The 21,770-nt window shown below is 71.6% G+C and carries 20 protein-coding genes and 1 pseudogene; 6 read left to right on the top strand and 15 right to left on the bottom strand.

Features of this window, described 5'->3' with window-relative positions; all coding sequences use genetic code 11:
* Nucleotides 1–12: 12 nt before the first annotated feature.
* Together M2266_RS07995 and M2266_RS08000 are read right to left on the bottom strand one after the other, a co-directional pair.
* A complete protein-coding gene (locus M2266_RS07995) occupies nt 13–1,758 on the bottom strand; it encodes an MFS transporter (protein ID WP_277437534.1) in 1,746 nt (581 codons plus the stop codon).
* A gap of 247 nt (nt 1,759–2,005) precedes the next feature.
* Entirely contained in the window at nt 2,006–3,643 is a 1,638-nt protein-coding gene (locus M2266_RS08000; protein WP_277437535.1) for a glycosyltransferase family 39 protein, read from the bottom strand.
* A gap of 426 nt (nt 3,644–4,069) precedes the next feature.
* On the opposite strand from M2266_RS08000, the gene M2266_RS08005 reads away from it, so the two are divergent.
* Nucleotides 4,070–5,017 (top strand): phosphatase PAP2 family protein, encoded by a 948-nt coding sequence (locus M2266_RS08005; protein ID WP_277437536.1) that lies wholly within the window; start codon nt 4,070–4,072, stop codon nt 5,015–5,017.
* A 124-nt stretch (nt 5,018–5,141) separates the two neighbouring features.
* Here M2266_RS08005 and M2266_RS08010 read toward each other — a convergent pair whose 3' ends face one another.
* From M2266_RS08010 to M2266_RS08020, 3 genes are all read right to left on the bottom strand, one after another.
* Entirely contained in the window at nt 5,142–5,360 is a 219-nt protein-coding gene (locus tag M2266_RS08010; protein ID WP_277437537.1) for a proteinase inhibitor I78, read from the bottom strand.
* A gap of 168 nt (nt 5,361–5,528) precedes the next feature.
* Nucleotides 5,529–5,900 (bottom strand): DUF779 domain-containing protein, encoded by a 372-nt coding sequence (locus M2266_RS08015; protein WP_277437538.1) that lies wholly within the window; start codon nt 5,898–5,900, stop codon nt 5,529–5,531.
* A gap of 61 nt (nt 5,901–5,961) precedes the next feature.
* On the bottom strand, nt 5,962–7,485 hold the full coding sequence (locus tag M2266_RS08020) for an aldehyde dehydrogenase family protein (RefSeq protein WP_277437539.1): 1,524 nt from the start codon (nt 7,483–7,485) through the stop codon (nt 5,962–5,964).
* Between the two features lie 231 nt (nt 7,486–7,716).
* Here M2266_RS08020 and ctaD point away from each other — a divergent pair, with 231 nt between their 5' ends.
* A complete protein-coding gene (ctaD, locus tag M2266_RS08025; protein ID WP_277437540.1) occupies nt 7,717–9,369 on the top strand; it encodes a cytochrome c oxidase subunit I in 1,653 nt (550 codons plus the stop codon).
* A 10-nt stretch (nt 9,370–9,379) separates the two neighbouring features.
* Here the strand turns inward: ctaD and M2266_RS08030 are convergent.
* From M2266_RS08030 to M2266_RS08040, 3 genes and pseudogenes are all read right to left on the bottom strand, one after another.
* Nucleotides 9,380–10,649 (bottom strand): annotated as a pseudogene (locus M2266_RS08030) (glycosyltransferase).
* A 295-nt stretch (nt 10,650–10,944) separates the two neighbouring features.
* Nucleotides 10,945–11,391 carry a transglycosylase family protein gene (locus M2266_RS08035; RefSeq protein WP_277441103.1) on the bottom strand — a complete coding sequence of 149 codons (447 nt, stop codon included), beginning with the start codon at nt 11,389–11,391 and terminating at the stop codon, nt 10,945–10,947.
* Between the two features lie 320 nt (nt 11,392–11,711).
* A complete protein-coding gene (locus M2266_RS08040; RefSeq protein ID WP_277437541.1) occupies nt 11,712–12,278 on the bottom strand; it encodes a transglycosylase family protein in 567 nt (188 codons plus the stop codon).
* 465 nt (nt 12,279–12,743) lie between these two features.
* On the opposite strand from M2266_RS08040, the gene M2266_RS08045 reads away from it, so the two are divergent.
* Together M2266_RS08045 and M2266_RS08050 are read left to right on the top strand one after the other, a co-directional pair.
* Complete coding sequence (locus M2266_RS08045) at nt 12,744–13,562, top strand: hypothetical protein (protein WP_277437542.1); 819 nt, start codon at nt 12,744–12,746, stop codon at nt 13,560–13,562.
* 213 nt (nt 13,563–13,775) lie between these two features.
* Nucleotides 13,776–14,030, top strand: coding sequence for a hypothetical protein (locus M2266_RS08050; RefSeq protein WP_277437543.1), 255 nt, complete (start codon nt 13,776–13,778; stop codon nt 14,028–14,030).
* 62 nt (nt 14,031–14,092) lie between these two features.
* Here the strand turns inward: M2266_RS08050 and der are convergent, their stop codons facing one another.
* From der to aroH, 5 genes are all read right to left on the bottom strand, one after another.
* Nucleotides 14,093–15,550, bottom strand: a complete 1,458-nt coding sequence (der, locus tag M2266_RS08055; RefSeq protein ID WP_277437544.1) for a ribosome biogenesis GTPase Der — start codon at nt 15,548–15,550, stop codon at nt 14,093–14,095.
* A gap of 50 nt (nt 15,551–15,600) precedes the next feature.
* The gene (locus M2266_RS08060; protein WP_277441104.1) at nt 15,601–16,185 is read right to left on the bottom strand and encodes a lysophospholipid acyltransferase family protein; all 585 of its coding nucleotides are present in this window, start codon (nt 16,183–16,185) and stop codon (nt 15,601–15,603) included.
* A gap of 68 nt (nt 16,186–16,253) precedes the next feature.
* Nucleotides 16,254–16,931 (bottom strand): (d)CMP kinase, encoded by a 678-nt coding sequence (cmk, locus tag M2266_RS08065; RefSeq protein WP_346780876.1) that lies wholly within the window; start codon nt 16,929–16,931, stop codon nt 16,254–16,256.
* Nucleotides 16,932–17,225: 294 nt separating this feature from the next.
* Nucleotides 17,226–18,311 carry a prephenate dehydrogenase gene (locus M2266_RS08070; protein WP_277437546.1) on the bottom strand — a complete coding sequence of 362 codons (1,086 nt, stop codon included), beginning with the start codon at nt 18,309–18,311 and terminating at the stop codon, nt 17,226–17,228.
* Nucleotides 18,308–18,670, bottom strand: a complete 363-nt coding sequence (gene aroH / locus M2266_RS08075; protein WP_277437547.1) for a chorismate mutase — start codon at nt 18,668–18,670, stop codon at nt 18,308–18,310. Before aroH ends, M2266_RS08070 begins: the two co-directional genes overlap by 4 nt.
* Before the next feature lie 141 nt (nt 18,671–18,811).
* Here aroH and M2266_RS08080 point away from each other — a divergent pair, with 141 nt between their 5' ends.
* The gene (locus M2266_RS08080; protein WP_277437548.1) at nt 18,812–19,174 is read left to right on the top strand and encodes a DUF952 domain-containing protein; all 363 of its coding nucleotides are present in this window, start codon (nt 18,812–18,814) and stop codon (nt 19,172–19,174) included.
* A gap of 7 nt (nt 19,175–19,181) precedes the next feature.
* Nucleotides 19,182–19,934: a nucleotidyltransferase domain-containing protein gene (locus M2266_RS08085; protein WP_277437549.1), complete on the top strand. Its 753-nt coding sequence runs from the start codon at nt 19,182–19,184 to the stop codon at nt 19,932–19,934.
* Here M2266_RS08085 and M2266_RS08090 read toward each other — a convergent pair.
* Both M2266_RS08090 and M2266_RS08095 read right to left on the bottom strand, forming a co-directional pair.
* Nucleotides 19,899–20,918 (bottom strand): ADP-ribosylglycohydrolase family protein, encoded by a 1,020-nt coding sequence (locus M2266_RS08090; protein WP_277437550.1) that lies wholly within the window; start codon nt 20,916–20,918, stop codon nt 19,899–19,901. The genes M2266_RS08085 and M2266_RS08090 overlap by 36 nt on opposite strands.
* Nucleotides 20,915–21,694, bottom strand: coding sequence for a nucleotidyltransferase domain-containing protein (locus M2266_RS08095; protein ID WP_277437551.1), 780 nt, complete (start codon nt 21,692–21,694; stop codon nt 20,915–20,917). Before M2266_RS08095 ends, M2266_RS08090 begins: the two co-directional genes overlap by 4 nt.
* Nucleotides 21,695–21,770: the final 76 nt, after the last annotated feature.

Raw genomic sequence — 21,770 nt, forward strand, 5'->3', positions numbered from 1 at the left:
TCGGGGACGACGCTACGTGCGTGCACCCGCCACGTAAAGACCCGTCTGCTGTTCGCCCGTGGACACCAGTCGTTCGGCGTCGGGCGCGTGGTGCTGTGCGGGCAGCGGGTGGCGTTCGTGGTGCTCCGGATGGTCCGGGTGTTCCGCCGTGAGGGATGGCCCGAGCTCGCCGGCGGGCACCCCGGCTCCCTCCGCTTTCGCCAGGAGGGCGCCGCAGTCCATCACCCGCGGCAGCCGGAGCGCGGCGAGCGCGCCCAGCAGGAGCAGCCCCGCACTGACGACGAGCGTGACGTGCAGCCCGTTCACGAAGGAGTGCCGGGCGGCCTGCCGCAGCGCGGCTCCCGCCGGACCGCCGAGCCGGCCGGAGACGTCGTACGCCTCGCCGAGCGAGTTCCCGGCGGCGGCGCCGTCGGCGGCCGACACCCCGGGGACGTGCGCCACGCCCGGACCGTACGCGGCGTTCATCACGCTGCCGAGCAGCGCGATGCCCATGCCCGCGCCGAGTTGGTAGGAGGTCTCGCCGATGGCCGCGGCGCCGCCCGCCTGGGCGGCGGGGGCTTCGCTCAGCATGGACTCGTACGCCCCGAAGATCGTGGTCTCCAGACCGAAGCCGAGCAGGACGAAAGCGCCGGTGAGCAGCATCGGCCGGTCGGTCTGACCCATGAGGATCAGGGACAGGACGGCGACGGCGGTGAGCACGAAGCCGGTGCCGACCATCGTGCGCGGACCGAACCGGTGCAGCAGGCGCGAGCCGCACAGTCCGGCCGCCATCGCGGCGAACGTCAGCGGCAGCAGCCGGAGCCCGGTCGCGAAGGGGCTGAGGCCGAGTACCAGTTGCAGGTACTGCACGGCTATCAGTTCGAGGCCGACGAGCGCGAGCATGGCCAGGACGATGCAGCCGACGGAGGTGCTGAAGGTCGGGCGCGCGAACATGCCGATGTCTATGAGGGGGTGTTCGCGGCGCTTCTGCCGGCGTACGAACAGCACCAGCAGCACCGCGCCGACCACGACGGGGCCGATCGCCCCGAGTTCAAGCGGGCTCGCGCCGCCGCCGAGGCGCTTGACCCCGAGGACCACGCCGAGGACGCCGAACGCCGCCATGAGGGCGCCGAGCACGTCCCACGGGCCGCAGCCCTCGCCCTTGGACTCGGGCAGCAGCCAGCGTGCGAGGGGCAGGATCACGGCCATCAGCGGGATGTTGATGAGGAAGACCGACCCCCACCAGAAGTGCTCGACGAGGAAGCCGCCGAGCACGGGTCCTATCGCGGCGCCCACCGCGGCGACCGCGCTCCACACCCCGATGGCGACCGCGCGCTCGCGGCGGTCGGGGAAGACCTGGCGCAGGATCGACAGCGTCGCTGGCATGATCATGGCGCCGCCGACCCCGAGCAGCGCCCGGGCCGCGATGAGCAGGTGCGCGCCGGTGGCGAACGCGGCGAGGGCCGAGGCGACGCCGAAGAGCCCGTAGCCGATCAGCAGGATCCGGCGGCGGCCGACGCGGTCGCCGAGGGTGCCGAAGAGGATCAGCAGCGAGGCGGCGACGAGCGGATAGGCGTCCACGATCCACAGCAGCTGTATCGCGCCGGGGTGCAGGTCCTCGGTGAGCGCGGGGACCGCGACGTGCAGCACGGTCGCGTCGAGCGCGACGAGCAGCAGGCTCACGCAGAGCACCACGAGGACGGTCCACCGCCCGGCCGGACGCTGATGCGGTGGGACGGCCGTCGGCCTCACCGAGCCGACCGTTGTCGTCCCAGTCATCTACGTACCTCCCAGCGGGGTGCTCTCACTACCTCGGAACTGGACGTCGCTACACCATTCCGGTTGACCGGCGGTGAAGGCGAGTGAGACGTCAGAGTACGCCAGGTGGAGGACTGGTCATGTGGCCCACCTCACCTTGACGGAATGCCCCGCTCCGGAGGCGGTGGGGAGGGGCCTTGGGATGCCTGGGCCGGGAGCGGGTCGGGCAGGGCTCAGTGCGAAGCTCAGCGCGGTTCCGGTGCGGGTCTCAGCGCAGCGTGATGACGGTGGCGGTGCCCAGCGAACCGGTGGTGCGGATGGTGCGGGTGGTGGTGGAGTGGCCGCCGATGAGTTCGCGCAGCGCGGCGGCGCCGGGCTGCAGCCGGCCGTGCCGGAAGAGGACGAGGCTCACCTCGGTCCCCGCCGGGAAGCCGGCTTCCGCGGCCTGGGCGTAGGTGATCGCGTCGCACCCCGAGTACCAGCCCATCTCCGGTTCGTACCCGGTGACCAGCAGGCACGGACGGTCCGAGGCGAGACGTTCCGCCACCGGGACCGTCGACTCCCGTTCAGCGTTCGGCGCGGGCATCGCCCCGTGCGCCACCGACATGGCGGTCGCCGGGACGGTGACGGCGGCGAGCAGCGCCACGGCGGTCAGGACGTGCGCGGACCAGCGGCCGGCCAGCTCGGCGACGGCCTGCACGCCGAGGATGGTGAGCAGCACCACCGACAGGTAGATGAAGCGCGGCTCCCCGTCGGTCGCCAGCCCGAGCAGGACGATGACGAGCACGGCCGTCGACCCGAGGAAGACCGTCCGCCGGGCCGTCCGGCCCTCGGTCCCGGTGCTCCGGCGCCGCCGCAGGGCGGCGCCCGCCGCGTAGAGCCCGGCCGCCATCACCACCGCGCCGAGGTCGCCGGCCAGCCGGTACGGGAAGATGCCGAGGTAGTAGACGAGGCCGTCGCCCACGTAGGCGCGGTTCGCGTGCGAGGTCGCGGAGAAGACCAGCCCCAGCGGCCAACCGGCGACCTTCGTGGCGTAGACGAAGTGCGGCACCAGGCCGGCGAGGAAGACGGCCGCCGCCACGACCAGCCGGCGGCGCTGCGCCAGCCAGGCGCGCGGCCCGTACGCGGCGACGGCGGCGATCGCGATCGCGACGAGGTTGCCGGCGACGCCGTAGCGCAGGTAGAACGCGGCCAGGGCGAAGGGCGGCACCCACAGCAGGGCGCGCGAGGAGGGTTTCTCCTGCGCCCTCGTCAGCAGGTACACCACGATCAGCAACAGGCCGGTGGAGCCGATGTCGTTGAGGAACTCGGGGAGCCGGCGCAGGAATCCCAGCCCACCCAGGACCAGCAGCGCGGCAACGGCCGCCCGGCGCGGGGTCGTCCAGCGGGCGGCGACGACGTAGGTGGCGGTGAGGGTGAAGAGTGCCAGGACGAGCGCCACCGCCCTGACCGCACCGACCGTGTCACCCAGCGCCAGCGCGATCCGGCCCAGCACGGGCAGTCCGATCGGCCGGTAGGTGCCCCACCCGGCGTCCGGGGTGCCGTCCGCCCAGGACCGCGCCTTGTCGGCGTAGACCGCCTCCTCGTGCCCGAGGTACGGCTCCTGGTCCTGCAGCGCGGCCCAGACCAGGGCGGCCGTTGCGAGCACGGCGGCCGGCGGCGCCCAGGACGGGAGTCGGCGCAGTTGGACCGCCGGCCGGGACAGCACGTAGGGCGGCTTGCGCCCGGCCGTCGCCCAGGGGCGGGCCAGCAACCACGCGGGAGCGGCCACCAGAAGGAACGGCAGGGGCTGCCACCCGGGCAGCGGGCCGCCGACGCCGACGGCCAGCAGGACCTGTTGGACGACCGCCGCCGCGGTGAACACGACGGCGACGACGAGTGCCGGCTGCCTCCCGGGGCGGACCACGGCGTTGCTCCTCTGGTTCGTCGGGCGGTTCGACAAGCGGTCGTCAGCCGGTGCGGGCCGAAGGCCCAGGTCACGCGTCTGCCGCCGGGGCGGCCCAAACGCTATCGCACGTCCCCCACCCCATGATCACCGTGACGCCCCGTCATTCGGCCGGGAAACGCGGTGCGACCCTGAGGGTAATAGCCGATAAAAAGGCGGTTGTGATGTGAGTATCGACACCCGAACATAAAATCCAGAGTTCACTGATTTTCGCGGATTGTGTGAGTGGCAATGGAACGGGTGAGACGCACTCCACATCACATCGTCATTACAAAGCAGTCCGTTCGGCCGAGCACTGCTGTCACACGCTGTAACGTCGATTCGGTGCGAACCGATGAGAAGCTCCACCGACCGGCGGAGTACCCGACCACACGCGACCTTCCGCGTATGAGCCGAACACGCCTCTGGCTGTTCGGCTCGACGCTTGCGGTCTACGTGGCCATCGTCGCGGGCGTCGTCACTTCCTCGAAACTGGTGACGCTGGACTGGCAGGTCATGCTGTGGCGCCCCTACAAGCAGTGGCCCCAGATCCACGCGGCCCTGGACTACTTCGTGGTCCTGGGGCAGCGCGGTCCGACAGCGGTGATGGTCGCGGCCTGGCTGGGCTGGCGCGCCTGGCGGCAGCGCAGCCTGCACCCGATGCTGGCGCTCGGTGCCTCCCTCCTGCTGCTGAACATCACCGTCGGCGCCGTGAAGTACGGGCTCGGCAGGCTCGGCCCGCACTACGCCACCACCGTGGGATCGCCTGAACTCTTCGCCGGCGGCGATATATTTCCTTCGGGACACACCGCCAACGCGGTCGTGACCTGGGGCGTTCTGGCCTATCTGGCCACCACGCCACGGGTGCGCCGGTGGGCCTCCGTCGTCGCCGCACTGCTGGCCCTCGGGGTCGGCATGACGACCATCTACCTCGGCACCCACTGGGTCAGCGACGTCCTGCTGGGCTGGGCCGCCGGCCTGCTGGTGCTGCTCGCGCTGCCCTGGTTCGAGCCCGCGATCGTGTGGGCCGAGGAGTTCCTGGTGGCCGTCTGGAACCGGCTGTGGAGCGGTTCCGGCCTGGCTCCCGCCCCGGTTCCGGCGCTCGGGCAGCGCCCCGGCCTGGTGACGCAGCGCACCTCCAAGGAGGGCGTCCAGCCCGCCCTGGAACCCGTCGGCGCCGCCACGGGCGCCCATCCGGTCACCACGCCGCACGCCCCGGGACGGCCGCCGGCCGCCCGCCACGAGCGCACCCCGGTCACCCCGACCGGCAGCCGCCGGCCGCCCGTCGAACGCCCCGCCCGCCCCGTCCCGCTCGCCCACCAGCAGGCGCGCGGCCGCGGCCCGGCAGGCGGCTAGGCCGGACAACGACGAGGAGGCCTCGCGGACCGTTCCACCGGTCCGCGAGGCCTCCCGTCGATTTCCGGCCGTTCCCGCCCCTTTGGGGCCTGTCCGGCGCCGTGGCTGCGCTCCGGGGCCGGTGTCACCCCTGCCAGCAGCGCGTCACCCGGCCGTCCGCGACGCTGAAGTTCAGCCGCCCCTCGACATACTCCATGGTGATGATCGCCCCTTCGGGGAGCGACCGGACCGCGGTCCAGCCGCGCTCTCGCGCACGCCGCTCGGCCTCGTCCTGGGGCAGTCCCACGTAGGCCTTGCCGGGGTCTTCCGGCGGCCGTGATCCAGGTGTCGGTATCGATGCCATACCCCCACCGTAAGCACGGGACCCACATCGGGGAAGGCGCGATGGGCAGCGCTCATCGTTGATCGTCACGCTTCTGTCACAAATCCGCAGAGGCGTCCGGCCCCTCGCGGAAATGTTCGGAAAACGGTTAATCCACTGTCGGCACATGATGCGCATGGCTCGCACACATCATGTCCGCAATGCCTTCAACTCCTCATCGGTCAACAGTCGGGAGCGGATAAGGAAGCGATTTCCCGTCGGCGCCTCCAGAGAAAAACCGCTCCCCCGCCCCGGCACCACGTCAATCGTCAGATGCGTATGGCTCCAGTACGCGAACTGGTCCCGGGCCATCCACACGGGCACCGGTTCCATGCCCGCCACACCCAGGTCCCCCAGGTGCACGTCCGAGTCGCCGGTCAGGAACTCCCCCGCCGGGTAGCACATCGGTGAGCTGCCGTCGCAGCACCCGCCGGACTGGTGGAACATCAGCGGACCGTGCTCGTCGGCCAGCCGCCGCAACAGTTCCGCCGCCGCCCCGGTCACCTCGACCCGGTTGGTCACATCCATGCTTCACCGTCCCTGTCTCGTACCCGACCCGCGCCCCGGTGGCCCCCGTGACCGGCTAGAAGAAGCCCAGCGCGTTCGGGCTGTAGCTGACCAGCAGGTTCTTGGTCTGCTGGTAGTGGTCGAGCATCACCTTGTGGTTCTCGCGGCCGATGCCGGAGTTCTTGTAGCCGCCGAAGGCCGCGTGGGCCGGGTAGGCGTGGTAGCAGTTGGTCCATACGCGGCCGGCCTGGATGGCGCGGCCGGCGCGGAAAGCGGTGTTCATGTCGCGGGTCCAGACGCCGGCGCCGAGGCCATAGAGCGAGTCGTTGGCGAGGGAGACTGCGTCGTCGAGCTCGTCGAAGCGGGTCACGGAGACGACGGGGCCGAAGATCTCCTCCTGGAAGATCCGCATGCTGTTGTCGCCCTCGAAGATCGTCGGGGCCACGTAGTAGCCGCCGGAGAGGTCGCCGCCGAGGTCCAGGCGTTCGCCGCCGATGAGGAGCTTGGCGCCCTCGGCGGTGCCGATGTCGATGTAGGAGAGGATCTTCTCCAGCTGGTCGTTGCTGGCCTGGGCGCCGATCATCGTGCCGGTGTCGAGGGGGTTGCCCTGCCGGATCGAGCGGGTGCGCTCCAGGGCGTCGCCGAGGAAGCTGTCGTAGATCGGGGCCTGGATGAGGGCGCGGGACGGGCAGGTGCAGACCTCGCCCTGGTTGAGGGCGAACATCGTGAAGCCTTCGAGGGCCTTGTCGTAGAACTCGTCGGGGGCGGCCGCGACGTCGGCGAAGAAGATGTTCGGGCTCTTGCCGCCGAGTTCGAGCGTGACCGGGATGATGTTCTGGCTCGCGTACTGCATGATCAGCCGGCCGGTGGTGGTCTCGCCGGTGAAGGCGACCTTCGCGACGCGGGGGCTGGAGGCGAGGGGCTTGCCGGCCTCGGTGCCGAAGCCGTTGACGATGTTGACGACGCCCGGCGGGATGAGGTCCTGGATCAGATCCATCAGGTACATGATCGAGGCCGGGGTCTGTTCGGCCGGCTTGAGGACCACGCAGTTGCCGGCCGCGAGCGCCGGGGCGAGCTTCCAGATCGCCATCAGGATCGGGAAGTTCCAGGGGATGATCTGCGCGACCACTCCTAACGGCTCCTGGAAGTGGTAGGCGATGGTGTCCTCGTCTATCTGCGAGATCGACCCCTCCTGGGCGCGCAGCACACCCGCGAAGTACCGGAGGTGGTCGATCGCCAGCGGCAGGTCGGCGGCCAGCGCCTCACGGACCGGCTTGCCGTTGTCCCAGACCTCGGCGACGGCCAGTTCCGTGAGGTGCTGCTCCATCCGGTCGGCGACGCGGTTGAGGACCGCCGCCCGCTCGGCGGGTGCGGTGCTCCCCCACGCGGGTGCCGCCGAGTGCGCCGCGTCCAGGGCGAGTTCGACGTCGGCGGCGGTGGAACGGGCTATGTCGACGAACGCCCGGCCGGTGACCGGCGTCGGGTTCTCGAAGTACTTTCCGCCGACCGGAGCGGTCCATTCGCCGCCGATCCAGTTCTCGTAGCGGGAGGGGAAGGAGGCGGGGCTGCCAGAGTTTCCGGGGGGCTGATAAACCGTCATGAGCCTGCTCCTTCGATGATGCCGAGAGCGGATGCCGTTCCGGCCATGGCGTGCCGGCCATGCCGCGACAGCGGTGCCGTAACAGCGCGGAGAGCTGATGCCGCGCACGCTACTGCGGCGGAACCGACTCGGCCAGATCGCCTACGCACTCTCGCGTGTTGGTCATATGGACGAGCATGATGGGCTCCTGCCCGGATGGCTCACAGGTGTCCGACAGAAAGGGAGCGCCCCATGGCGGCACCGGCGAAGGAGGCGGCACCGGAACCGGTGCGGGAACGGCAGCCGGGGCGGTTGGTGGTGGATTGGCTCACCACGACCGATCACAAGAAGATCGGCCATCTCTATCTGATCACGTCATTCGGGTTCTTCCTGGCGGCGGGGGTGATGGCACTCCTGATGCGCGCGGAACTCGCGCGCCCCGGACTGCAATTGATCACCAACGAGGAGTTCAACCAGACGTTCACGATGCACGGCACGATCATGCTGCTGCTCTTCGCGACTCCGACCTTCGCCGGTTTCGCCAACGAGATCATGCCGTTGCAGATCGGTTCGCCGGACGTCGCCTTTCCCCGGCTGAACATGTTCTCCTACTGGCTGTTCCTGTTCGGCGGCCTGATCGTCATGGGGAGCCTGCTGGTCCCCGGCGGTCCCGCGGACTTCGGCTGGTTCGCCTACGCGCCGCTGAACAGCCTGACGCGCTCGCCCGGAATCGGCGCCGACATGTGGATCATGGGGTTGGCGCTCGCCGGTTTCGGCACGATCCTGGGCGCGGTGAACTTCCTGACCACCATCATCGGGATGCGCGCGCCGGGCATGACGATGTTCCGGATGCCGGTCTTCACCTGGAACGTGCTCTTCACGTCGATCCTGGTGCTCATCGCGTTCCCGGTGCTGGCGGCGGCGCTGCTGGTGCTGGAGGCGGACCGGCGGTTCGGCTCGCTGGTGTTCGAACCGGCGAACGGCGGGGCTCTGCTGTGGCAACACCTGTTCTGGTTCTTCGGCCATCCCGAGGTCTACATCATCGCGCTGCCGTTCTTCGGCATCATCTCCGAGATCATCCCGGTCTTCTCCCGGAAGCCGATCTTCGGATACACGGCACTGATCGGCGCGACGATGGCGATCACCGGACTGTCGGTCGTCGTCTGGGCGCACCACATGTTCGTGACCGGCGCCGTGCTGCTGCCGTTCTTCTCGTTCATGTCGTTCCTCATCGCGGTACCGACCGGGGTCAAGTTCTTCAACTGGATCGGCACGATGTGGCGCGGGTCGCTGAGTTTCGAGACGCCGATGCTGTGGGCCGTCGGCTTTCTGGTCAGTTTCCTGTTCGGCGGCCTGACCGGGGTCATCCTCGCCTCGCCGCCACTGGACTTCCACGTCAGCGATACGTACTTCGTCGTGGCGCACTTCCACTACGTCGTCTTCGGGACCGTGGTCTTCGCGATGTTCGCCGGGTTCTACTTCTGGTGGCCGAAGTTCACCGGGAAGATGCTCGACGAGCGGCTGGGGAAGATCCATTTCTGGACGCTCTTCCTCGGATTCCACACGACGTTCCTGGTCCAGCACTGGCTGGGTGTCGAGGGAATGCCGCGCCGGTACGCCGACTACCTGGCGGCGGACGGATTCACGACGCTCAACACGATCTCCTCGATCGGTGCTTTCCTGCTGGGCATGTCGACGCTGCCGTTCCTCTACAACGTCTGGAGGACGGCGAAATACGGCGTGCCGGTGGAGGTGGACGATCCGTGGGGTTTCGGCCGGTCCCTGGAGTGGGCCACCTCCTGCCCGCCGCCGCGGCACAACTTCGTGACGCTGCCGAGGATCCGCTCCGAATCCCCCGCCTTCGATCTGCACCACCCGGAGGTGGCGGCGCGCGAGGAGCAGTGACCGACGGCCGTCACTTCCTGAGCGTGCGCCGCGCCTTGCGTCCCGCCGCCAGCGCCACGTCGCCGAGGGTGTACGCGGCGCCCAGCACCTGACCGCCGGCCGACAGCACGGCGGCGCGCCCGCGGCCGCCGGGCCGGGCCCGGTCGTCGAGCAGCCGCTGGAAGAGCGTCTCGTGCAGTCGGGCGATGCGGTCCGGGTCGTACTGCTCGCCCTTGACCGACGCCGCGCGGCCCATCGCCGCGCGCAGGTCGTCGTCGTTGATCAGCCGCAGCAGCGCGGCGGCCATCGCGTCGGGATCGCGCGGCGGTACCAGCAGGCCGTCCACGCCGTCGGAGATGATCTCCCGCGGGCCCAGCGGGCAGTCGGTGCTGACGGCGGGCAGGCCCGCGCGCATGCCCTCGACGATCGTCATGCCGAACGACTCCATGCTGGAGGAGACGGCCAGGATCGACGCCTTCGCCAGTTCCGGCTCCAACGGCGAGGCGGCCCCCCATCAGGCGGACGGCGTCCTGCGCCTCAAGCTCGATGACGAGGTCGGCCAGCTTCTGCCGTTCGGCGCCCGCGCCGTACAGCCGCAGGGTCCAGTCCGGCCGTTCCGCCGCGACCTTGGCGAAGGCCCGGATCAGGTCGTCGTAGCACTTCGCGGGCGCGAGCCGGCCGGCGGCGACCACGACCGGTTCCGTGCACGGCGAGGGGTCGGCGCCGGCGGCCGGGACGCTGTTGGGCACCGCCGTGACCCGGACGCCCGGGATACGGCGGCGGTAGGCGGCGGCATCGGCCGCGGTGGTGGTGACGACCGCGTCGAGCCGCGGGTAGAGCCGGCGCAGCAGCAGGACGAGTTTGGTGGAGTGGGTGTCGAGGGTGAGGTGCTCCTGGGCGACGCGCACCACGGTGCGCGGGGCCTGCCGCGCGATGTGCACGTTGAGCCCGGGGCGGGTGCCGACGACGACGTCCGCGTCGAGCCGCGCCAGGTGGCGGGCGATGCGTTCGTCGGTGAGGGCGCTGTAGTGGCCGTGGCGGCGGTCGGACGCCGGGAAGACCGTGGCGGGGCTGCCACGCCGGGGGTCGTCGAGGTCGGAGTCCTGGCTGTTCTTGCGCAGGTCGACCAGGTGCCGCAGCCGGACGCGGGGGTCGTAGGCGAACTGCGGCCGGTCCAGGTGCCGGAAGACGGAGACGATCTCCACTTCGTGCCGCTCGGCCAGCTTGCCGGCGAGGTTGCACGTCGTACGGATGGTGCCACCGATTCCGTACGCGTTGTGGATCAGAAATGAGATGCGCATGCGTTCTTGTGTCTCCCCCGGTGCCCGGCGGATTTCCCGCCCGTCGTCGTTCTTGGACGACAGTCGGACGATAGCAAGAACGGACCCCTCTCCCCCGGTGGCGCCCGCCAAGTGGCGGCGGGCCGATACCGGACGGGCGGCCGGCCTTCGGCCCGCTCACGGCCGCCGGGGACGACGATACCGGCGGTGTCACGGGGGCTGCCGGCCCGGGCCCGGCTCTTCCTGCTGGACGAGCCGGGCCCCGGACTGTCGCCGACCACCGTGGTCCACGACGTGCGGCACGGGAGGATGGTGTTTACAGGCGAGCCCGCCGAGCGTCCGGAATGACGAGCGTCGTACCGATGTCGAGCTGGTCCGGGTCGGGGCCCACGGCCTTTCTGTTGACCCGGTACAGCTCCTGCCAGCCGCCGCTCACCGCGTACTTCTCGGCGAGCGCCCCGAGGGTGTCGCCCGCCACGACGACGTGCTCACGCCCGCTGAGGTGCGCCTGCTTGGAGCAGACCGGCCAGGCACCCCAGCCCTGGGCGCGCTGGACCTTCTTCGCGACGGCGATCTGCTGCGCCGGGGTGGCCAGGTCGGCCCGCCGCGCGTACTGCAGGCCGCCGAACTCCTCCCACGTCGGCTGCCAGAACTGCAGGCCGCCGTAGAAGCCGTTGCCGGAGTTGATGTGCCAGTCGCCGCTGCTCTCGCACATCGCGAGACGGTCCCACACCGCGGGGCGGGCCGCCGCCGGGGTGTCCACCGGGGTGCTTGCATGGGCGGCGGGCCGCCGCGGTGGTCGGGTCACCCCCTCGCCCGGGTGGGGCGTCGGCGCGGGCGGCCGTGGCCGAGAGCGGGAGCAGGGCGGCCAGGACGGTGGCGGCGGTCGCCGCGAGAACCATGACCCGGCATCCGGCAGATACGTTCATGCGATGAGATGAGGACAGGTCGTTCATAGCGGGTCACGCTAAGCACGTCCCGCCCGCTCCCGCCCTCCCCCGCCCGCGGCGCGCCGTGCGCCCCACCCGGTCGGAGCAGCCGCCCGGGCTCGGAGTCAGGCCGTACGCCGCCCCTGAGGGGGCGTCACCAGGCGGGCCACCAGGCGGGCGGCCGGATCGCCAGCGGCGCTCCGACGGCCTCGGCCGTGAGCGCGATCGCGGCGCGTTCCCGGCTGCGGCTCGAGCGCTCGTCGGCGCGCTTCGGCTGCGCCTTGGGCCGTTCCGTCTTCGGGGGCTGCGCCTTGGGCCGTTCCGTCTTCGTCTTCGGGGGCGTCGCCTTGGGGGTGCCCGCGGACGGGGCGCTGCCGTAGGCTCCGGCGCGGCGGGCGCAGACCGGCCACGCTCCCCAGCCGCTCGACCGCTGCACCTTCGTCGCGACGGCGATCTGCTGCTCGCGGGAGGCCTTGTCGGCGGTCGCGGCGTACTGCGTGCCGCCGTTGGACCGCCAGGTGCCGGCGGCGAACTGCAGCCCGCCGTAGTAGCCGTTGCCGGTGTTGATGTGCCAGTTGCCGCCGCTCTCGCACTTGGCGATGCGGTCCCACACGCCGCTGTCGGCCGCGGCGGCCTGTCCTCCCGCGGCCAGCACGGCCAGCGGGCTCAGTGCCGCCATGCCGGTGAACACGGCGATTGCTCGGTACTTGGCCAAGACCATGGATTTCCCTCTCCACGGACCCGGGGTTCCCCGTCGTGCCTCAAGAACGTCCACCGGCGCGTCGAACGCCGGTGCCCGTCCGAACCCGGGCGGTGCTCGGTGCACACGAGCCGAGAACCTAGACACCCGCGTGCACCGAATCAACCAAAACCGGTTCGTTGCAGGCCACTTGACGGTTACCCGAAGTAAGGACGTATTTTTGCCGGGCGTTTGACGCGTACTTGTCACCGTAAATCAGTATTACGGCGACGCGGCATGTGACCCACTTCACGCGTGCAGGAACTTCCCTCCGTACGGAAGTTCGACGTGGAGTGAGTACCTCCGGGCACTCGGTCACCCTGCGCACCCGGAGACGGGGACGGATGTGCCGCAAAGCGTGACCCTCACCACAGGTCATCCGTTGTCACTGTGCGCGGGGGAACGCTCTGCGCGCCAACCCGCAGCCGCACAGTCAAGGAGGCCTCCGTGCCGCCCATGCTCGACGTCAGCGCCGAGGTACGCGCCGAGATCGGCGAGGAGGAGGCCACGCGCCTGCTCGCCGGGGACAACGCCCCGGGGACGTACGACTGCACCTCCTGCCGCACCCCCGGCGACACCGGCCACGAGCGCACCAGCACCGTCCTGTTCGTCAGCGACGAGACCGCGGTGCTCGCCTTCGCCCACGCGACCTGTATCCCCTCCCAGGTGGTGCCGGTCTCGGAGGAGCAGCTCCAGGGCGCGGTGCGCAGCTTCGCCGCCGACGAGGCGGCCGGCGGGACGGCGTCCGTCCTGGTGGAGGGCGCGCGCGAGACCGGAACGACGGGCACGCCGCGCCAGGCGGTACTGGGCATCACCTGCGGGCTCGTCCTGGTCGAGGGGGTGCTCCGGCCGGCCCTGGTGGTCGAACCGACCGGCGCCATCAGCCGCCCGGGATCCACCGCCGCCGGGGACGACTTCCTGCCCCTCATGATCGAGCAGGGCTTCATGCCCCAGCTCGACGTGGCGGTGCCGCCGCCCGCCCTGAGCGGCTGGTCGGTGCTGCTGGCCATGGGCCAGCTGCACGCGGTCCTGCAGCCGAGCGCCACCGGCGGCCCCGCCGTCTCCTGGTGGCAGGCGCACCAGCCGCTGCAGGTCAGCGACGGCTGGCGCGGCGCGGTGAGCCGCACCAACGAGGTGTACGTCTACGCCGCCCCGGCCGACTCGATCGGCCGTCAGCCGCGCGAGGACCTCATGCGGGACGCGCTGGAGCGCGCGGCCGCCCGCGGCCTGCTGGTGGGCGCGACGATGCCGCTCTCGGGCACCTGAGGGGCCCGCACGGCCCGAGGCGAGGCCTGTCCTGGCTGAGGCCGGGATGACGAAGGGGCGCGTACGGAAAGCCGTACGCGCCCCTTCGCATGCGTCCAAAGATCCGCATTTGGTCCGCACTGCCCGCATCTTGGGCGCTTAGCAGTCGTTGGCACATACGTGCACACCTTTGACGCCTTCTCCCGAGTCCCGTACCAGAGCCAGATTCCGGCGATGCGCACCGCGCAGGATTCCACCGGGGTCACCTCGGGCACGCCGATCTACGACGCTCTCTACTCGGAGTACCGCAGGCTGTTCCGCGCCCTGCCGGGCGACCGCTCCGGCGAGGAGGGCATGCAGTTCAACGCGTTCTCGGCGTGGCACGAACAGCCGCCGTACGACGCCGCACCCGGCCGGCACCGCGGCAACCGTCCGGCCGCGGCGCTGCCGCCGGGCCGCACCGACAGCAACCGCATGTACGGGCTCTGATGTACGGGCTCTGACCGGTCAGGGGGAGCGGGCCGCTCGGGCCCGCTCCCCCCGCGCCGGGTCTACTTGTTGCGGCCGCGCTTCTCGCGGACGCGCACCGAGACCTGGATCGGCGTGCCGACGAAGCCGAACTCCTCACGCAGCCGGCGCTCGACGAAGCGCCGGTAGCCCGCCTCCAGGAAGCCCGAGGCGAAGAGCACGAAACGCGGCGGCCGGGTGCCGGCCTGCGTCCCGAACAGGATGCGGGGCTGCTTGCCGCCGCGGATCGGGTGCGGGTGGCCGGCGACCAGCTCGCCGAGGAAGGCGTTGAGGCGGCCGGTGGGGATGCGCGTCTCCCAGCCCGCGATGGCGGCCTCGATCGCCGGGACCAGCTTCTCCATGTGGCGGCCGGTGAGCGCCGAGACGTTCACCCGGGGCGCCCACTGGACCTGCACGAGATCCTGCTCGATCTCGCGCTCCAGGTAATAGCGGCGCTCCTCGTCGATCTGGTCCCACTTGTTGTAGGCGATGACGACGGCGCGCCCGGCCTCGACGGCCATGGTGATGATGCGGGTGTCCTGGACGCTGATCGACTCGGTCGTGTCGATCAGGACCACCGCGACCTCCGCCTTGGTCAGCGCGGCGGCGGTACGCAGCGACGCGTAGTAGTCCGCGCCTTCCTGCAGGTGCACGCGGCGGCGGATACCGGCGGTGTCGATGAACTTCCAGGTGATGCCGCCGAGTTCGATCAGCTCGTCGACCGGGTCGCGGGTGGTGCCGGCGACCTTGTCGACGACGACGCGGTTCTCGCCGGCGACCCGGTTGAGCAGGCTCGACTTGCCGACGTTCGGGCGGCCGATCAGCGCGATGCGGCGCGGACCGCCGAGGCCCTCGCCGAAGGTCATCGCGGGCGCGTCGGGCAGCACCGCCATGATCGCGTCGAGCAGGTCGCCGGTGCCGCGGCCGTGCAGCGACGAGACGGCGTGCGGCTCGCCCAGGCCCAGGTTCCACAGCGCGGCCGCGTCCGCCTCGCCGGACTGGCCGTCGACCTTGTTGGCGGCCAGCACGACGGGCTTGCCCGACTTGCGCAGCAACCGGACGACGGCCTCGTCGGTGTCGGTCGCACCGACCGTGGAGTCCACGACGAAGACGACCGCGTCGGACGCCTGGATCGCGAACTCGGCCTGGGCGGCGACGGAGGCGTCGATGCCGAGGACGTCCTGCTCCCAGCCGCCGGTGTCGACGAGCCGGAAACGGCGGCCGTTCCAGTTCGCCTCGTAGTTGACGCGGTCGCGGGTGACGCCCGGCCGGTCCTCGACGACCGCCTCGCGGCGGCCGATGATGCGGTTGACCAACGTCGACTTGCCGACGTTCGGGCGGCCGACGACGGCGAGGACCGGGAGCGGGCCGTGGCCCGCCGCCGCCAGGTCGCCCGCGACCTCGTCGAGGTCGAAGCCCTCCTCGGCCGCGAGTTCCATGAACTCCGCGTACTCGTCGTCGCCGAGCGCGCCGACGTCGCCGTGTTCGTTCTGGTTGTCCATGAAAGCTTCTCCGTCGATCAACAGTGGTGGCTGCCGTACCTGGTGCGGTATCAGCGGCCGGTGGCTTGCTTGGCGTGGGCCAGGTGCGCGGTGAGCCGCTCCTGGATGCGCGACGTGGCGGTGTCCATCGCCGTACGGGTACGTCGGCCGCTTCCGTCGCCCGCCTCGAACGGGTCCCCGAAAACGATGTCGATACGGCTGCGCAGCGGTGGCAGCCCGGCTATCAGCCGCCCCTGGCGGGCACTGCCCAGGACGGCGACGGGGACGACGGGCGCGCCGGAGCGCACCGCGAAGTACGCGAGACCGGAGCGCAGCTCCGCGAAGTCACCCACCCCGCGGGTGCCCTCGGGGAAGATGCCGAGCACTCCGCCGCGCGCCAGTACGCCGAGCGCGGCGGTGACGGCGGTGCGGTCGGCGCTGTGGCGGTCGACGGCGAGCTGGCCGATGCCGCGCAGGAACGGGTCCAGCGGGCCGATGAACGCTTCCTTCTTGACCAGGAAGTGCACGGGCCGCGGGGACGTGCCGATGATCATCGGCCCGTCCACGTTGTGCGCGTGGTTGCCCGCCAGGATGACCGGCCCGTGGGCCGGTATCCGCCAGGCGCCGAGGACGCGGGGCCGCCACAGGCCGTTCATCAGGCCAATGCCGATGCGGCGGCCGACCGCCGCTCCGCGCGGGCCGGGCGCCGTCAGGTGCTGGGACGTCACCGAGCCGCTCGCTTCTCCTCGATCAGGGTGACGATGCACTCGATGACCTGGTCGAGGGAGAGGTCGGTGGTGTCGACCTCTATGGCGTCGTCCGCCTTGGCCAGCGGCGAGGTCTTCCGGCCGGAGTCGGCCGCGTCCCGCTTGACCAGGGCGTCCTGGGTGGCCTGCACGCTCTGCGCGCCCTTGAGCTCACCGCTGCGCCGGAACGCGCGGGCCTCGGCGGAGGCGGTCAGGAAGATCTTGAGGGTGGCGTCGGGCAGCACCGTGGTGCCGATGTCCCGGCCCTCCACGACGATGCCGGCCGGCGCGGAGGAGGCGGCCGCGCGCTGCAGCCCGACCAGCCGGGTGCGCACCTCCGGCACCGCGCTGACGGCGCTGACCGCGGCGGTGACCTCGTGGGTGCGGATCGGCCCGGAGGCGTCCTCGCCGTCCACGGTGATGGTCGGGCCCGCGGGCTCGGTGCCGGAGACGATGACGGGCTTGGCGGAGGCGTTGGCCACGGCGTCGGTGTCGCTCACGTCCACGCCGTTGCTCAGCATCCACCAGGTGATCGCCCGGTACTGGGCGCCGGTGTCGAGGTAGCTGAGGCCGAGCTTGGCCGCGACGGCCTTGGACGTGCTGGACTTACCCGTGCCCGAGGGGCCGTCGATGGCGACGATCACCGGAGATTCCACAGCGCGAGGGCCTTCCTTGGGCACGGTTACGGGGTGAGGACGGCCCGGCTGTCGCCGGAGGCCATCCCCCAAGGTTACCGGCAGGGCACCAGCGCACGTACCACAGCCGTTGTCCCCGGCCGCCGGAACCTGTCCCTCCGCGCGTCCTGAGCGGCCGCGGGACCGCTCCGGGCCGCTCAGCGGGACCTCTCGGGGGCGGCTCGGGGCCGGCTCGGGAACTCCCGGGACGGGCTCGGACCCGGCTCGGACCCGCTCGGACCGGCCCAGGAACGCCCGGGACCTCTCCGGGCCCGCTCAGGACCGGATGGACCAGCCCCGGTCGCGCAGCGCGCTCGTCAGGCCCGGCGCCGCCGCCGGCTCCACCATGAGCTGCACCCGGCCGGCCTGCTGACCCGTCGAGTGCTCGATGCGGACGTCCTCGATGTTCACGCCGGCCGCGCCGGCGTCGGCGAAGATCCGTGCCAGCTCGCCCGGCTGGTCGCCGATGAGCACCGCGACCACCTCGTAGGCCTTGGGAGCCGTCCCGTGCTTGCCGGGCACCCGGTCCCGCCCCGCGTTGCCGCGCAGCAGGATGTCCTCGATCCCGGCGGCGCCCGTACGGCGCTTGTCCTCGTCGGCGGACTGCAGCCCGCGCAGCGCCTCGACGGCGCCGGTCAGGTCGGTGGCGACCTCGGCGAGCACATCGGCCACCGGGCCCGGGTTGGCGGCCAGGATGTCCATCCACATGCCGGGTTCGGAACCGGCGATACGGGTGACGTCGCGGATGCCCTGCCCGCACAGCCGCACCGCGGTGTCCGCGGCGTGCTCCAGGCGGGCGGCGACCATGCTGGAGACCAGCTGCGGGGTGTGCGAGACGAGCGCGACGGCCCGGTCGTGCTCGTCGGCGTCCATCACCACCGGCACGGCGCGGCACAGGGCGACCAGTTCCAGGGCGAGGTTGAGCACCTCGGTCTCGGTCTCCCGGGTGGGCGTCAGCACCCAGGGCCGGCCCTCGAAGAGGTCGGCGGTGCCGGCCAGCGGGCCGGAGAGCTCGCGGCCCGCCATCGGGTGCGTGCCGATGTAGCGGGACAGGTCGCAGCCCAGCGCCTGCAGATCGCGGCGGGGACCGGCCTTCACGCTGGCCACGTCGAGGTAGCCGCGGGCCAGGCCGCGGCGCTGCGCGTCGGCGAGGGTGGCCGCCACGTGCGCCGGTGGCACGGCGACGACGGCGAGGTCGACCCGGCCCTCGGGGGCCAGCGCGCTGCCCGCCCCGAGGGCGGCGGCGGTGCGTGCGACGGACGGGTCGTGGTCCTCCAGGTACACCTCCACGCCGCGGGAGACCAGGGCCAGCGCGGCGGAGGTGCCCATCAGGCCGGTTCCGATGACCAGGGCGGTCCTCACTGGGCGATGTCCTTGCGGAGCGCGGCCGCGGCGCCGAGGTAGACGTGCCCGATCTCGCTCTTCGGCAGTTCGCTCTCGACGTGCGCCAGGATGCGCACCACGCGCGGCATGGCGCCCTCGATGTCCAGCTCCTGGGCGCAGACCAGCGGCACGTCGACGATGCCGAGCCTGCGCGCCGCCACCGCCGGGAAGTCGCTGTGCAGGTCGGGGGTGGCGGTGAAGATCACGCTGATCAGGTCGTCCACCGCGAGGCTGTTGCGCTCCAGCAGGGCGGTCAGCAGCTCGGACACCTGTCCGTGCATGTGCTCCGCCTCGTCCCGCTCCAGCTGGACGGCTCCGCGGACCGCTCGTACCGCCACGTCACTGCTCCCTCGTACCCGCACATCCGAACCCACCCAGCGTAACCAGGTGATCGGCGGGGCGGTCGCCGCGACCGCCCTGCGAGACGGGTGGACGCATCCGTCACCTGGAGGCCACCGGCTTCCGGTACAACACTTCACATGATCCTTCATCTCGTTCCGCTGGACAGCTGGCTCCACGAGCCCGACCGCCCGTACGCGCCCGCCTCCCTCGCCGAGGACGGCTTCGTGCACTGCTCTCCCGACGAGGCCGTCACCCTGGCGGTCGCCGGGGCGTTCTACCGGGACACCCCGGGCCCGCTGATGGTGCTGCTCATCGACGAGGCGGAGCTGGACCACCCGGTGCGCTGGGAGGCCGCGGACCCGGCCCCGCCGCCCGGCGTCGCCGCGGACACCCTCTTCCCCCATGTGTACGGCCGGATCAACCGCACGGCGGTGACCGGGATGCTGGAGGTCGAACGGAACGCGGAAGGCCGTCCGCTGCGGCTCACGCCCTGGTCATAATCGCCGTATGCCCGGACCCGATCACGATCACGATCACGATCACGAGCTCGTACGCCGTCACACCGTCTACTCCTGTGTCATGGGCTCGCGCGCCTTCGGACTGGCCACCGACGGCAGCGACACCGACCGCCGGGGCGTGTACGTGGCGCCCACCCCGCTCTTCTGGGGCTTCACCAAGCCTCCGACGCACGTGGACGGCCCGGCGGAGGAGCAGTTCTCCTGGGAGTTGGAGCGCTTCTGCGACCTGGCGCTGCGCGCCAACCCCAACCTCCTCGAATGCCTGCACTCGCCCCTCGTGGAGCGGTTGGACGACACCGGCCGGGAGCTGCTCGTCCTGCGCGGCGCCTTCCTGTCCCGGCGGGTCGACGCCACCTTCCGCGGCTACGCGGCCCAGCAGCTGCACAAGCTGGAGGGCGACATCCGCAACCACGGGGCGCCGCGCTGGAAGCACGCCATGCACCTGCTGCGGCTGTTGATCAGCTGCCGTGACGTGCTGCGCAGCGGTGAGCTGCGGATCGACGTCGGCGAGCACCGTGAGCGGTTGCTGGCCGTCAAGCGCGGCGAGGTCCCCTGGGACGCGGTGACGGCCTGGATGACGGAGCTGCACGACGCGGCGGACGCGGCGGCCCCCCGCTCACCGCTGCCCTCCGAACCCGACCGGGCGCGCGTCGAGGACTTCCTGATCCGCGTCCGCCGCGCCTCGGTCACCGCTCCGGACCCCGCCTCAGACCCCGTCCCACAGGGCGCCGAACCCCAGTAGCTCCTCCCGGTACTCGATCCGCCCCGCCCACTCGGCCGGCCAGGCCGCCGCACCGAGGTGCGCGCCGGCGAAGGCGCCGGCGAGGCAGGCGATCGAGTCCGAGTCCCCCGAGGTGCAGGCCGCCCGGCGCAGGGCGGTCACCGGGTCGTCGGGGAAGAGCAGGAAGCACAGCAGCCCGGTGGCGAGCGCCTCCTCGGCGATCCAGCCCTCCCCGGTGGCCAGGCAGGGGTCCCGCTCCGGGTCCGGGTCGCGCAGCGCCGCCTCGAGCCGCGCCAGCACCGCCAGGCACTCGTCCCAGCCGCGTTCGATGAAACTCGTCGGCAGCGGGTCCTGCGCGTACGTCCACAAGTCGTCCAGCCAACGGTGGTGGTAGACGGACCGGTTGGCGGTCGCGTAGCCGCGCAGCAGGCCGACCAGCTCGTCCGGCCGGGTGCCCTGGGCGAGCAGCAGCACCGCGTGCGCGGTGAGGTCGCTCGCCGCGAGCGCGGTGGGATGCCCGTGGGTCAGCGCCGACTGGAGCTGCGCGGCGCCCGCGCGGGTCTCCTCGTCGAGCCCCGGCACCAGCCCGATCGGCGCCACCCGCATATTGGCCCCGCAGCCCTTGGAGCCGGTCTGGCTCGCGTCCTGCCAGCGGCGCCCCTCATGGCTGAGCCGCTCGCAGGCCACCAGGCAGGTCCGGCCGGGCGCCCGGTTGTTCTCCGGCGACCGCCACCACTCGACGTACTCGTCCCGCACCGGCCGCGTCATCCGCAGCGGTGCCAGCGGCCCGCGCTCCATGGCGGTGCGCAGACCGCGCGCGAGCGCGAGCGTCATCTGGGTGTCGTCGGTGACGATCGCGGGCCGGAGCAGCTCCATCTCGCGCCAGGGGCCCATCTTCCGCAGGATCGCGGGCACGTCGTTGAACTCGGTCGGGAAACCGAGCGCGTCCCCGAGCGCCAGTCCGATCAGCGCGCCGGTCGCCGGGCGCCGGGCGTCGGTGGTCACGCCGCCACCCGCGTGCGGACCGCGAGGTCGTGCAGGGCGTCGTGGGCGGTGCTCTCGTCCGGGAGGCGGGAGGCGGCCTGTGCCTCGTCGAGCACGGCGTGCAGCGTCTCGACGTCGCGGGCGACGTGGGCTATGCCCATGCCCGTCGCCGGGCCGTGTTCGGCCACCGCCTTGGCCTCGATGAGCTCGGGGAGGTAGGCGGGGGCGGTGATCTGGCTGATCAGCGTCGGCAGGTGGGCCTCGACACCACCGCCGCGCATCAGCCGGATACCGGTCAGCAGCGCGCGGAAGGTGTAGAGCAGCGGCTTGAGCTCGCCGTTCCTCTCGTACAGGCGCCACTGCGTGGCCGCGAACCCGCGGTAGTGGTGGCCGTGCTGGCGGGTGATCACACCCGGTGCCAGGGACGCGAGCTCGCGGTGCACGGCGCTGGTGTGCACGACCAGCGGGGAGAGCAGCTGTTCCAGCACGTAGCCGTTGCGGCGCAGCATCAGCCGGCAGAACTTCAGCAGGTCGTGCGTGACCAGGTCCAGCTCCAGGCCCTCCCGGTTCCACATCCGGGTCCTGGTCTCCTCGCCCTCCCGCAGCCCGATGAGATCGGCCAGCGGCAGGAGGTGGACTCCGCGCAGGTCGACGTCCGAGTCCCGGGACGGGAATCCGTACAGGTGCGCGCCGGAGACGGTGGCGAAGAGCAGCGGCTGTTCCCGGGCGGTCAGCTCGGCGAGGACCGGGCTCAGATCGGGCAGTCCGGCGTGGAGAGGGTCGGCGTGGATGGTCATGGTGACCATCCTCGCCGTACCGCGGGCCGCCGGGCCACTGTTTTCGTCCGCCGGTCCCTACGGCGACGGCCGGTCG

This window comes from Streptomyces sp. SPB162, assembly GCF_029504575.1.
GTDB lineage: Bacteria > Actinomycetota > Actinomycetes > Streptomycetales > Streptomycetaceae > Actinacidiphila.

What these genes read in the sequence shown, in the direction of transcription:
- M2266_RS07995 (WP_277437534.1), bottom strand. Translation starts at nt 1,758, where the DNA reads ATGACTGGGACGACAACGGTCGGCTCGGTGAGGCCGACGGCCGTCCCA.
- ctaD (WP_277437540.1), top strand. Translation starts at nt 7,717, where the DNA reads ATGGCGGCACCGGCGAAGGAGGCGGCACCGGAACCGGTGCGGGAACGG.
- M2266_RS08060 (WP_277441104.1), bottom strand. Translation starts at nt 16,185, where the DNA reads ATGAACGGCCTGTGGCGGCCCCGCGTCCTCGGCGCCTGGCGGATACCG.
- M2266_RS08080 (WP_277437548.1), top strand. Translation starts at nt 18,812, where the DNA reads ATGATCCTTCATCTCGTTCCGCTGGACAGCTGGCTCCACGAGCCCGAC.
- M2266_RS08010 (WP_277437537.1), bottom strand. Translation starts at nt 5,360, where the DNA reads ATGGCATCGATACCGACACCTGGATCACGGCCGCCGGAAGACCCCGGC.
- M2266_RS08050 (WP_277437543.1), top strand. Translation starts at nt 13,776, where the DNA reads ATGCGCACCGCGCAGGATTCCACCGGGGTCACCTCGGGCACGCCGATC.
- M2266_RS08085 (WP_277437549.1), top strand. Translation starts at nt 19,182, where the DNA reads ATGCCCGGACCCGATCACGATCACGATCACGATCACGAGCTCGTACGC.
- M2266_RS08005 (WP_277437536.1), top strand. Translation starts at nt 4,070, where the DNA reads ATGAGCCGAACACGCCTCTGGCTGTTCGGCTCGACGCTTGCGGTCTAC.
- M2266_RS08040 (WP_277437541.1), bottom strand. Translation starts at nt 12,278, where the DNA reads ATGGTCTTGGCCAAGTACCGAGCAATCGCCGTGTTCACCGGCATGGCG.
- M2266_RS08095 (WP_277437551.1), bottom strand. Translation starts at nt 21,694, where the DNA reads ATGACCATCCACGCCGACCCTCTCCACGCCGGACTGCCCGATCTGAGC.
- der (WP_277437544.1), bottom strand. Translation starts at nt 15,550, where the DNA reads ATGGACAACCAGAACGAACACGGCGACGTCGGCGCGCTCGGCGACGAC.
- M2266_RS08020 (WP_277437539.1), bottom strand. Translation starts at nt 7,485, where the DNA reads ATGACGGTTTATCAGCCCCCCGGAAACTCTGGCAGCCCCGCCTCCTTC.